This window comes from Streptococcus parasanguinis (assembly GCF_047465465.1).
In the GTDB taxonomy this organism is placed as follows: domain Bacteria; phylum Bacillota; class Bacilli; order Lactobacillales; family Streptococcaceae; genus Streptococcus; species Streptococcus parasanguinis_AI.
In genome coordinates this window covers 377346-389717 of sequence record NZ_JASGZU010000001.1, presented here as the reverse complement: position 1 = coordinate 389717, position 12372 = coordinate 377346, and the positions used below count along the sequence as shown (strand labels likewise).

Genomic DNA, 12372 nt, shown 5'->3' with positions numbered 1-12372 from the left:
GTTTTATTTTGCTTGTTCTAATCGCTCGACGGTCTGATACGCTTGGTAGATCAGGAAGAGCCCAGTAGCATTCAAGACTGGAATCGCAATCGGCAACTCGGTCACGATTTGTGAGAAAGGTGAATTGCCAACAAAATGAAGTCCAAACCCAGCTACTAAATATCCCCAGCCTGCTAGAGCTAGATCCTTGCGTCCTCTGCTTGCTTGGACAATCAAGAAGAGCCCTAGCATAACAAGACCTGTGTAGACCCAGTGAGACATGGGTGCATTGGCCACACGACCAAGAATCCCTGACACCGTGTAAGAGAAACCTTCCGGCATATCCTGACGGATATAGGCAAAGTCCTCCACGATCTGGAAACCAAGACCAGAGGCAATCGCCAAGAGGAAGATCGACTTGATGCGACGGACGCTGAACAAATAGAGGACAAAGAAGATAGGGATCAACTTAAAGGGTTCCTCAAAGAGGGGCGCAGCGATGGCACTCTCGTACTGGTTCCAAAAGTCGCTATTTGGAGCGATCGCTTGAATCATATCATGGAAATAAGTATTGGCAAAGCTAGACAACCAACCGGCAACAAAGCCCCCACCTAATACAGAAAATAGAACCGGTACCCAAGACAACTTCCACTTCTTGGCAAAATGAAAGAGAGCCCAAACAGCAGGAAGTGCATAGACCAAAAGGATCAAGGTCGAAAGTCCCACAATCCCGTACTGGCTACCAGACATCCAACCTTCCGTCAGTGACTGGGTCTCATAGGCTAGGCCGATCGCTAGCAAGAGTAAATAGAGAAACAAAATCGATTTGCGTTTCATAAAAGACCTTTCTAAAGTGAAATGAAAAAGGCTGGAAGACCAGTCTTTTCCGTGTACTATCATTGTAACAGGATCATCTTAAAAAAACAATAAACTGAGCTCTCAAATTCAGCTCCTACTTCAGTACGGCAAGAATCTGGCGAATCATGTCTGGATCCCCATCTGGCAATGTAACCGTTTCAGCATGGTCCAAGATCCCTTGGGTAAATTGCGTCATAAACTCTTCACTATTGAGTTCATCTGCAGACTGTTGCCAGTGGCTCGGTACAGGATAGATCGTCACTGTCCCATCACCGTTGGATGCATAAGTGATATTTCCTTCTGCTGAATAAGAACCAAACAGATGACGCACATCTTTTGGATAATCGACACCCAAGCCACCATTATAAATCTTTGTTCCAGCTGCACTATTTGAAATATTTAATTCTGATGGCACGTTCTTGATCACATAAGCCCAGACACGCGCAGCTTCGACCTGAGCATCGGTGTAGCCCGGATAATCATTCTGTTCCGCCTTCTTCGAAGATTTGACCTCACCATCCGAGCGAGTATTCCACTTCTTGGCCTTACTTGTTTTAGACGTACTACTGCTATCGTCTGTATCTACTTGCTCCCGTTCTTTCGGTTGCTCTTTCTTGCGATAGTAGAAATTGTCATCATCGCCATAAGCCGGTGACTGACCAGCCCAGATCCGATCCTTAGACTTATCCGAAGCATCGTCTTTTCCCGCTTTCTGACCTTTTGGAAGAAGCAAGAGACCGTAGCCGCCAACACCCGACTTGGCACTAACCGTCATCTCAGCAATCTGGTCCTTCTGCTTAAAGCTCGATGCATCAAGCTCGACATCTTCGCTAACCAAGCCCTTGTCATCAAAGACCAGCTCATTGCCACGACCATCGATCCAAGTCCCCTTGATACTCGTGTAGTCCTTAGCTTTAATGGCTTTCAAGTCCATGCCAGACTGTTTCTTTTCTGAAGTGCTGGTCTGCTTGGTATCCGAACTCTTAGGTGTCACCGTCCTCTGAGGACGACCACACGAAGCCAAGACCAAAGCAGAAAGCACAACCACAAAACCTTTTTTCATATCAATCTCCCTTCACACACCTACTATTTTAGAAAAATAAGAAAGGAGAGTCAAAGAAAAAGTGGAGGGGGAGAATCAATTAATGACATAAAAGTCTGTAAAATTATGATTTGAATTTCTCAAGAAAAAGAAGCTCAATGTATCGAGCTCCTAGACCATCATTTTTTGTTTTTCTTGTTTTGGGATCATTCGAAAGAACACAGCTCTAAAACAAGGAAACATTGATACTATCAACTCCACACATCCTACATAGACAGTTTCCCTTATTTTTTTAATATGCTTCAAAACTATATTTTAAACAATTTATTTAATCTTTCTAACTCTGATACATTCATATATATTTCTACTCCAGTAACTACCCCCTTACTATAAATAATTCCACAAGAAAACACAATCCTCTTCTGACTCAAAATATTTGACAATATTACAAATGATTCCAAAACATAATCCTCTATAGTAATAAAACAATTATTTTCATCTTTAAAAAACTCTATAAATCCAATATCCTTACACGTATCACCCAAATGAAACCTAAGTGATTTTAAAAAATAATCAAAAAACACATCATTTTCCATAGAAAGCCCTTTCATTTTTAAAATATTATGTTATATCATACAAAAAATAGTTTTGGGACCATTCGAAACAACACGGCTCTAAAACGTCAACACTCTGTCATAAGTGAACTACTCCCCAAAAGTTAGACAGAAAAAATCTAACTTTTGGGGTGCAGTTCAACTGTCAGTGTTTTCTTTTCTATCTCTGTCCCCTGCCGAAATATAAAATATGCTTAGAAAGCCTATTCTAATGGGCTTTTAGAAAATTTTGTCTACTTTTTAGCTATCTTGTTTTTTGACTGACCTTCGCTTTAATACTTTTAATCCCTCATAAATTGATTAATTTTATTCTTCTTAGTTGTTCTTTACTCCGGCAATTCTACCTTCAAGCTCATATCCGTCGGTTGCAATACCTTCTGAACCGCTACGAGGAAGGCTAAGCCGTTATCCGATGGAGAATATTGGAAGGTGATATGGATGATTTTCTTATCAAACTTATCGCCATATCTCTCCTCATATTGCTTGCTTTCGAGGAAGTGAATGTAATTGTTAATTTTTTCCTGCAGAATTTCCAGATGGACTGCTTCTATCTCTTCCTGCCAGCCGACTGAATCCACCAGAAGAAGCTCTAAATGATTATCAACTATACCAATAGCGTCAAGTTCGCTAGGTTCTAGTTCTGAAACAATAGCTTTTTTTACAAGAGCTTTAAACTTTTCAACATCAAACAACTCACGTTGAACTTCTATACTTGGTAGCATAGTTTCAGGATGATTACGTATATAGTTTCTATCAATATCATCTTGCTTACTTAAGGGCCAGTTCCCTGTTTCGGCATAAATCATCACCTCATATGCTTCCCTAGAAGATTGAAATGCTTTATCCATTAGTTCCTTAGTAATGGGGTAGCATACTTCTGGGCCCATAGCTCCTCCAACTTCTTTAAAGAAGCTAATTTCGTAATAACCATCTGTTTCATATACAACAAATCCATCGCCTCTATGTACAATCGTATTGGAATGATTATAATCATCTAACTCATCTTTCTTTGGCCAACGATGATGTTCACAATAAAACATTACTTCTAAAGCATCTTTTTCTGATTTTGAAACACGTTCTGCTAATTTTTGGCTAATGGGAAAGTTAAGCACTTCTTTCCCTCTACTCCACAGAATCTGATAATCATTATTGTTTTTTTATACCGTACAATTTTTGTATTGTTGAATTTCTGTTGTCATACTATTTCTTTTTGTCTATTTCAATGGTGACACATAATCATCTGGAAGTTTGCCTCTCCAGTCAATCCATTTTTGTTCAGCAAGTGGAATTAATGTCTCAAGCTCTTCCTGAGTAAATAATTCCCAACTCTTAGGATTAGCTATTAAAGGAGTTAAGCCTTTTAATACAAATTGTTTCTCACTAGCCTTCTTTTCTTCTTCCGTCGGTGGCCAAGAATCGTGTTTAATCTTCCAAGATACTTCGAGTAGTGATCTCTCTCCACTATCTAATAGAGAGAATAATTCTTGGGGTAAATCATAGACTGCTAACCAAGAAGCCACAGTTCCCTCTTCTGAAACTAAAAAATATTTATCCTCATTTTTCCAAATTGACTTCCCGTATCCTTTTACTTCTTCAAACTGGATAACATCTTCCCATTTTAGGTTTGTTGGTTTCATTTTATATCTCCTAGTGCAGGTTATTTTCTCAACCAGAATATCATAAAATCAGGCTTCTTTTTCTCCTCCTCAATAGGCAATGCCATCTTTTACCCATTTTCTAGTTTCTAACTCCAAATTAAAATAGAAATCACTTCGACCAAATTTATCAAAGGAATCTTCTTTAAGAGCCTCGCATACAATTCTCAGTTTCTTCTTACTTATCTCAGAAATATATAGCATAGTAAACCCTGCAGGAGATTCAATTTGGTCAATTTTCTCACCTTCTAAATTATAAATCTCTAATTCTGAAGGGAGTCCAAAGTCACTTGATGAGCGAAATATACTGAAGATACGCTGATATTTAGGGCTAAAGCGAAGATGATGTAAATGATGAAAAACAATCTGGTGTTGACCATTATGATTCCAATCTACGGTTCCTTCTAGTAGATTTTGTTGCCCTAACAATTTTCCTTCTAAGCTAAAGTAGAAAATGATTTTACTTACAAAGTTTTCTCCACTATAGACGATAACAATGTTCTCATTTTTATTATATTCCGCATGAATGATATCTGGTAGTTCTATCTTTATTACACAACCATCCCACTCCCATGTGACCATCTGTTCACTGTAATCGATTCTCATCATCCTTCTCCTACTCTAACTCAGATAAATTCGATCTGTATTGTTTGCTCAGTCATCATGGAATCCACTTCCTCAACAAGTTTATCTATCTCGCTCTCTGTGATACGAATGTGGTTGTATGGTGGCTCCCAATTCTGTATACTTGACCTATATGCAGTAAAACTTCCATTGGTTAACAATTCTCCCTTTGCTTTTAAAACATAACCATTTTCATAGTCAAATGTGATGATAGACTTTGTACCAGAAATTTTCATTTTCTCACTTTTCTTATATCCCTTTCAGATTAAACTTTTAGAGCACTCATAATTTTTTTAATTTGGTATTCAAAAAAGGTAGGACTACCTTAAAATTCAGTGTCTCTTTTTCCACTATTATACCATACAAGAACTTTCCCTAAGATCCATCCTTGTATAAACCAAAAAAAAAACACTGGCGAATCAGTGTTTTACTTATCTATATTGTCCCCTGCCGGAATCGAACCAGCAACTACTCCTTAGGAGGGAGTTGTTATATCCATTGAACTAAGGGGACTTATAAAAAAAGAAGCGAGATCACTCCCGCCTCCTTGTTCGTCTTAACGACGGATTTCTTTAATACGAGCTGCTTTACCTTGCAATGCACGAAGGTAGTACAATTTCGCACGACGTACTTTACCGTAACGTACAACTTCAATCTTTTCTACACGTGGAGTGTGTACTGGGAATGTACGTTCAACACCGACACCGTTAGAGATTTTACGAACAGTGTACATTTCAGTGTGTCCTTGACCTTTACGAGCGATAACAACGCCTTCAAAGATCTGGATACGTTCACGAGATCCTTCGACAACTTTCGCGTGTACACGAACAGTATCACCAGGACGGAATGCAGGGATATCAGTACGAAGTTGACCTTCAGTCAAGCTTTGGATTAATGGATTCATTTTATTCTCCTATCTTCGTCAATCTTGAGGGACCTCCCTCAGCGGATAAACTGTATTTTTGTGCTTCCATTACGCACAGAAACTATCATATCAGATAATTTCAGGTTTGTAAAGCTCTTTTCTCTACTTTTTCGCAACTTTTTGACCGGAATAAATGCTCCACTCTTTTGGTAGGCAATAGGCGATGGCACAAGCAATGACAAAGAATGGCAGGTTGGCATAGCCAAATACTTCTCCTCCAATCAAAATCGGTGCGAGCAAGGTCGTCGTCGCACTACCAAAGACACTGGCATAACCGATAGCGGCCACGACTAAGACAGGTAAGCCCAGCATAGGGGCAAGAAAGACTCCAAGCGTAGCTCCGATCGCAAAGAGCGGAGTCACTTCTCCTCCTTGGTATCCCGCTGAAATCGTCACCACGGTAAAGAGGAGCTTCAAGATCCAGTCATAACTCCGCGCAATGCCCTGATGAAAAGCCACATCAATCAGATTGGTTCCAAGACCACTGTATGTTCCGACCTTGGTCAGCTGGAGAGTCAAGAGGACCAAGCTGAGTCCAGCCCCTATAAGGGCAATCCGGATATAAGGATTAGGTAAGACTTGAGCGACTGTTTTCTTCAACCATGAAAGGCTAACAGCAAAGAGTTTCCCAGCGAGGCCAAAAGCTAGGCCAAGTAGAGCGACTTTGATCAAGGTCTCTGGTGTCCAGCTCAGCGTTTCTCTAAGTGGCACAGCAAATTTCTCCAAACCAAGGGCATGAGAGGTGAAGCTAGCCACGATTGAGGCGATGAGCGCTGGATAGAGAGCCATCAACTGCAACTCCCCAACTGTCAAGACTTCAAGAGCAAAGAAGGTTGCTGCGAGTGGCGTCTGAAAAAGCCCCGCAAAACCAGCTGCCATCCCAGTCATGAGAAAGATACGCGAAGCATCTGGAATCTTGATATAACGCGCAAAACGATGCGAAAGGGTCGCTCCGATCTGGACTGCTACACCTTCCCGACCGACCGAACCACCAAAGAGATGGCTCATCCAGGTCGTCAGCATGATCAACGGTACCAAGACCAAGGGGATTTTCTCCTCACGCGCGTGCCCGACATCAAAAATGAGGCCCATCCCTTTTGAAGCCTTGCCACCAAAACGTTTATAAAGATAAACGATGACAAGACCCGCTATGGCTAGAAAAAGAATCAAGGGCCAATGCTGGCTTCGAAAATCTCCAATCAGGAGAAGACCTTGACCAAAAATCATGTCAATGGCACCGACCAAGAGACCAATGAAAAGAGCCATCCCTGTTAGGACCACATACTGTTGTGCTTTTTGCTTGATCGATAGACTAGTCACGCGCCCTCACCTCCTCTTGGAAGTCTCTCGAGCGCTTCATCATATCTTGAAACTGAGCTTGAATGGTTGCACGATATTGCTCATCCGTCACGAGAGAGCCGACTTTCTCAAGCACCTCTCTTTCCCTTCCTTGATCGAGCACAGGTAAGCCCTGTTGCTCCTTATATTTTACAATCTGACCGACACAGACCATCCGTCTTTCCAGCAAGGCTACAAGCTCTTGATCGATCTGGTCAATGTCCTTACGAATCTGATCTAAATCCATGTGTCTCCTCTTTATTTTGGATATAAATCGAGGCTAAAATCCATCGATCCAGCCTCTTTGTCATTAATTTGCTTTTGCTACGAGTTCTTCTGCAAAGGCTTCTAATTTTTCAATGTCTTCGTCTTCTGCAGACAAATCAACTTTGACACACTCAGAACCTTTTTCAGCACCAGTCGCAGCGAAGCAACGGTCGAAATCATCAACTGCTTTACAGAATTCATCGTAGAAGGTATCACCTGATCCTACCACACCGTAAAGTTTGCCTTTGAGATCAAGGCCAGCCAAATCTTCGTAGAAATCTTGGATCTCATCTGGAAGCTCTCCATCACCGTATGTATAAGTCGCTACCACTGCGATATCTGCTTCAAGGAAGTCCTCCGCATCCACAGTTGTACACTCATCCACATCTACTTCGACACCAAGATCACGGAATTTGTCCGCTACGATATCAGCAATTTCTTCAGTATTTCCAGTCATACTAGCAAAAACAATCTTCGCTACAGTCATAATTTCCTCCCAAAAGCTATTTCCCGTATTATACCACTTTTTCAAGCATTTTGCACGAAACCTTTCCCGATAAGCTGAAAGAAGGGACACGTTTCAAGAATTTGGACCGATTCAACCTAATCACCCTCGTTTTCTTTTTGAATCTCTTTAATAGTTCAATTATTATCCGTTTTTCGCCTCCAACTCGTACTCCTCTTCAATATCTTTAATACGCTTGATTTCTTCATCTAGTTTTTTATTAAATTCAGATTCAGTCTTATATGGATAGGAAAAACGGCTCCAGGTATACCACTTCAACCCATCTTTCCCTTTAAAATACCATTCAAGTTTGATCGGTAAATAATCTTGATTATAGGTGACCCGAACTTTGGTAAATTGGTCTTCTTTATCTAAAACTTTAGCCTCAAATCCAGGTGTCATTTTTCCTTTCACTTGTGATTTAGTGATTAGAGATTTCGGATCTCGTTCAATGATAAAGTTTGACTCCTCGATCTCTTCTTTTGGAACCTTTAAATTCAGAATTGCGGAAGTGACATTTCGGTATAAGTTTCTATGATACCTATCAGATGGTTTTTCGTCCGAATAACTGCCATATTTTTTACCATTTTTTACTACGACTTGTGTGATACTATAAAAATTATTATTCTTTAGATCATATCCGTTTTCAAAATTATATTTATATAAATTTCCATTTATCGAGCTATCCACAACAATAAACCGCTGTTGTTCTAATATCGATTTTGAATCTTCTTGAATCTTACCTCTTTGAACAACTATGAAAATTCCAGCAACAACTACAAGAATCAAAGCAACTAGAAAAACTTTTAAACTGAATCGTCTCTTTTTAACTTCTTTCATCATTTCCACATCATTCTAACAACATATCTAATCCAAAGGAAATGTCTTCCTAACAAAATAGTTGAGCCCTAAATAAGCTAAGATTTATTTCAAAAACAGGTCAATCACCCTCATTTTCTTTTTGAATTTCTTTAATAGTTTTGATTTCTTCATCAAGCTTCTTATTAAATTCAGCTTTATTCTTAAATGGGTATGAATACGTGCGCCAAGTGTACCATTTCAGACCTTTTTCACCCTTATAGTACCACTCGATTTTGGTTGGTAAAAATTCTTTGTTGTAGGTGATACGAACTTTGGTGAATTGACGTTTTTTATTTAAATAAATCGCCTCAAATTCTGAGTGATACTCTTCTTTCATCAATTTATCGTCCACAAACCTTTTTGGTGAGCTCGTAATTTGATAGTTAGATTTCTTTATTTCATCAGTAGTAATTTTGTTGCTCAATAATACCGATGAGAGTTCTTCATTTATCGCAGATTTGTAATACTGTTTACGATCCCAGTCTGCTTTATAACCGCCATAAACTGTATCGTCTTTCACTGCCGTTTCATCATTATAGTAATATTCCTTTTTATCAAGATCCAACCCAACCTCAAAATGCTCTTCGGTAGGATCTCCCATTTTGATCATAACAAATTGCTTTTTCTTTAAAACATTCAATGCTGATCGATTGTTACTGCAACTACTTATAAAAAACAGGGCAAGAATTGCCATCATTATTTTTGGCAAATGAAACAATAATTCCCATTTGCTTGTTAATCTTTTAATGTGTTTCATCTCTCTCATTCTAACAAAATATATACCTAAAAGGAAGTGTCTTCCTAACAATAAAGCTGGGCCCTAAATAAGCTCAGCTTTATTTCAATAACAGGTCAATCACCCTCATTTTCTTCTTGAATTTCTTTAATAGTTTCTATTTCTTCATCAAGCTTCTTATTAAATTCAGCCTTATTCTTAAATGGGTATGAATACGTGCGCCAAGTGTACCATTTTAGCCCTTCTTCACCCTTATAGTACCACTCAATTTTAGTAGGTAGAAACTCTTTGTTGTAGGTGATACGAACTTTGGAAAATTGACTATCCTTGATAGAATATCTACCTTCAAATTCTGGCGGATGTTTTTCATCTAATAATTTTTTATTGATGAATGAATCAGTTGAACGAGTGATTTGATAGTTGGAATCTTTTATATCTTCAATATTAATGTGGTGATTTAAAAGTGCTGAAGTGAGCTCAATATCCAAAGCTCTTTTATAATACTCCGCAGCACTATATTCCTGACTACCACCATACAATTTACTATTTTTTATTGCAGCTCCATGGTAATAAAAAAATTCTTTATCTTTTAAATCAAAACCCGCACTGATTGATAATTTTTTATCATTATCTGAAATACTTTGAGTCTCAATATAACGTTTATTTATTAATATTGAATGAGTATCACTTATGCTCTTTGATGTACTCAGGGCTACGAGTATACTTATTATACCCGCGATCGCTAGGCTTAATGCCACTAGCATAACTTTTATATTTATTATACTCTTCCATTTTTTCTTTTTCTGACATTCCTTTTGTATTACGTTGCCATGCTTCATAATCTTCATGTCCTCCTCCTTTTACAATATCCGCGAATTGACCTACATGACCAGTTTTTTCATCTGTTTTACCCAAATCATCTTCATAGCGAAATAGTTTTTTTGCTTCAGTTCGAGTAGCTGGCTCAGGAGTGCCATCCACATCGAGCATTCCATGTTTACCTTCGTAAAACTTAGTAACATCAGAATTATCACCTTTTGAAGGACCATAGTTAAAGGACTCCGTATTTGCAATTTCTCTTAATTCTTCTTCAGAATAATGATCTGGGTTGGAATCATAGCGACCATTTGGAAGTTTGTGCTTGTCATAGGCATCCCATTGGCTATCAAACTCGCCGGTATCCATATTCACAATAAACTCCACCATCCGAGCATTGTTTAAATCATTCCCTTTAGATGAATTGCCTTTGGGTACTTGAACCTTCATATTATAGGGATGTTTGAAGCCATCTTTTGGAGTGAAGCGGTTATGGTAGTTAGAGCCAGTTGTATAATCAAATTCAATATTATTTTCTTTACCATATGCTAACAGTTTTTCGTAATCATTTGCTCCTTCGTAATGACTGCGAATATAGTAAATCGCTTGACGATCCAAATAATAGCGGAAGAAATGAACTTGTTGCCTAAGTGGATCCTTTTGGTAATTAAGATTTTCATTTCCAAACGCTTTTACCACATCCCGTCTGAAATACATGTTGAAATCACCGTGTGGTGGTAGGTTCTCTGAAATCTTATGGGTTTGACTTGTCAAATGCATAAACTGCTTTTTGTCCGTTTCTGCCCCCAATTGCTTAAGAACCAGTTTTACTTTCGCTTTTGAATCAAGTTTACTACTAGCATACATCTCTGTATAAATATCGGATCCAATCTCCTTGGTTTCCGCATATAAAGCATCTCTCCTTGCGTTTAACTCGCTACCTGTCTTGATATCTGCTGTTCTTTTTGAAACGCCTTTGACATAACCTTTGATGGCATCCTTATCCCAACCATCTATTTCTTTAAGGTTCACTGATTGTTCACGTAATCCCGTGAGAAATTGGTTATATTCGAAAGCTGTTACACCCTTTGGTTTCGTTGGCAAATATTCACTTTCAAACTCTTTATTCTTAATCGTTTCATTTACGAGATCTGACCAAGATAAATCCTTTGGAATAGAATACATTCCAGTATTTGGATCCCACGCTACGTTAATTTGATTGACAGCTATTTGAATAGCTTGGGCTAAAACATCAATTTCCCAGAAGATGCTTGGTGACGTTGCATTAAATGCTCTTAGTTTGTTTAATTTTTCTTGTAGTTTATTTCTAGCAGCTTTTACAATACCATCTAATATGTTTAAGCCTTGAAGTCGCTGTAATCTCTGCAACCGTTGAAAATCTCCAGCACTGGTCGATTGACTAGCTGCAATTTCATTGATCTCTGCATGAAACATAGCAATCATCCGATCACACTGTTCAATATCAGAAACCAACTTTTCTTCCTGTAAGTCCTCATCAGCCACCTCAGAGCGATAGGATTTTGGGAGCTTTTTCACACTTTCTTGTGTCGCATCCGCTAAAGCTACGCCGGCTTCTTTCAATGGCTTAACAACACTTGTCACAAAGGTTCTAAATGAGTCGTAAGCTTGGCCAGACAAGCGTGAGGCTGAGTTTTCTATTTGGGTTAATGATGTTTCTAGTGCCTCATAGGCTTTCAGTTGCTGCTCAACCATCGTCCCTGTGCTAGTAGCCTGACTATCCAAACTACCTCGATAAACTTCGATTCCCATCGTCACTCTCCTTTTCAAAGTTTAGTTTTTTTCGTTCGTGATAAATATCATTTAAATCATCTTCGATTGTTCTTTTTTGGATAGCTAATTCATCTATTTCTTCCAAATAACTAGTTGAAATTTTTCGCGATTCATGAAGGGCTTCCTCCTGAAGGTGGTCAAAAAAATTTCTAGAGGAAGGATAAGATTCAAATGCATTCCATAAAAAACGGTGTGCATCATAGCTATACGCTTCAAAGCGGTTCAAATCCTCTTCCAACTTTCTTGTTTCTTTTATAATGGCCCTTTCTTTCTGGAAAAGTTGGTCTTCTTTTTTTCTTAATTCTAACAGTCGTTGATCGTAATCCATCTTCCTACTCTT

The 12372-nt window shown here is 38.8% G+C and carries 16 protein-coding genes and 1 tRNA gene; all 17 read right to left on the bottom strand.

The window, feature by feature from the left end; genetic code table 11:
- Window positions 1–3: 3 nt before the first annotated feature.
- Window positions 4–816 (bottom strand): PrsW family glutamic-type intramembrane protease, encoded by an 813-nt coding sequence (locus QM351_RS02015; RefSeq protein WP_049497339.1) that lies wholly within the window; start codon window positions 814–816, stop codon window positions 4–6.
- 115 nt (window positions 817–931) lie between these two features.
- On the bottom strand, window positions 932–1900 hold the full coding sequence (locus QM351_RS02010) for a DUF6287 domain-containing protein (protein WP_414326331.1): 969 nt from the start codon (window positions 1898–1900) through the stop codon (window positions 932–934).
- A 287-nt stretch (window positions 1901–2187) separates the two neighbouring features.
- Entirely contained in the window at window positions 2188–2475 is a 288-nt protein-coding gene (locus QM351_RS02005) for a hypothetical protein (protein ID WP_241672467.1), read from the bottom strand.
- Window positions 2476–2819: 344 nt separating this feature from the next.
- A complete protein-coding gene (locus tag QM351_RS02000) occupies window positions 2820–3605 on the bottom strand; it encodes a DUF6572 domain-containing protein (protein ID WP_414326329.1) in 786 nt (261 codons plus the stop codon).
- A gap of 102 nt (window positions 3606–3707) precedes the next feature.
- Entirely contained in the window at window positions 3708–4130 is a 423-nt protein-coding gene (locus QM351_RS01995) for a hypothetical protein (protein ID WP_223324781.1), read from the bottom strand.
- Window positions 4131–4199: 69 nt separating this feature from the next.
- Window positions 4200–4754 (bottom strand): hypothetical protein, encoded by a 555-nt coding sequence (locus QM351_RS01990; protein WP_070505644.1) that lies wholly within the window; start codon window positions 4752–4754, stop codon window positions 4200–4202.
- Between the two features lie 20 nt (window positions 4755–4774).
- Complete coding sequence (locus QM351_RS01985) at window positions 4775–5008, bottom strand: Imm74 family immunity protein (RefSeq protein ID WP_155167766.1); 234 nt, start codon at window positions 5006–5008, stop codon at window positions 4775–4777.
- Window positions 5009–5213: 205 nt separating this feature from the next.
- Window positions 5214–5285 (bottom strand) — tRNA-Arg (locus QM351_RS01980).
- A 43-nt stretch (window positions 5286–5328) separates the two neighbouring features.
- Entirely contained in the window at window positions 5329–5676 is a 348-nt protein-coding gene (gene rplS / locus QM351_RS01975) for a 50S ribosomal protein L19 (RefSeq protein WP_003003254.1), read from the bottom strand.
- A gap of 123 nt (window positions 5677–5799) precedes the next feature.
- Window positions 5800–6963 (bottom strand): chloride channel protein, encoded by a 1164-nt coding sequence (locus QM351_RS01970; protein ID WP_414326711.1) that lies wholly within the window; start codon window positions 6961–6963, stop codon window positions 5800–5802.
- 46 nt (window positions 6964–7009) lie between these two features.
- Entirely contained in the window at window positions 7010–7282 is a 273-nt protein-coding gene (locus QM351_RS01965; RefSeq protein WP_049487625.1) for a chorismate mutase, read from the bottom strand.
- Window positions 7283–7345: 63 nt separating this feature from the next.
- Window positions 7346–7789, bottom strand: coding sequence for a flavodoxin (locus QM351_RS01960; RefSeq protein WP_009730912.1), 444 nt, complete (start codon window positions 7787–7789; stop codon window positions 7346–7348).
- A 162-nt stretch (window positions 7790–7951) separates the two neighbouring features.
- Entirely contained in the window at window positions 7952–8650 is a 699-nt protein-coding gene (locus QM351_RS01955; protein ID WP_414326326.1) for a hypothetical protein, read from the bottom strand.
- 97 nt (window positions 8651–8747) lie between these two features.
- A complete protein-coding gene (locus QM351_RS01950; protein ID WP_229042364.1) occupies window positions 8748–9425 on the bottom strand; it encodes a hypothetical protein in 678 nt (225 codons plus the stop codon).
- Between the two features lie 95 nt (window positions 9426–9520).
- On the bottom strand, window positions 9521–10168 hold the full coding sequence (locus tag QM351_RS01945; protein WP_229042363.1) for a hypothetical protein: 648 nt from the start codon (window positions 10166–10168) through the stop codon (window positions 9521–9523).
- Window positions 10089–12011, bottom strand: a complete 1923-nt coding sequence (locus QM351_RS01940; RefSeq protein ID WP_371496642.1) for a DUF3114 domain-containing protein — start codon at window positions 12009–12011, stop codon at window positions 10089–10091. Before QM351_RS01940 ends, QM351_RS01945 begins: the two co-directional genes overlap by 80 nt.
- Window positions 11986–12360: a DUF3958 family protein gene (locus QM351_RS01935; protein ID WP_023917933.1), complete on the bottom strand. Its 375-nt coding sequence runs from the start codon at window positions 12358–12360 to the stop codon at window positions 11986–11988. Before QM351_RS01935 ends, QM351_RS01940 begins: the two co-directional genes overlap by 26 nt.
- Window positions 12361–12372 lie beyond the last annotated feature (12 nt).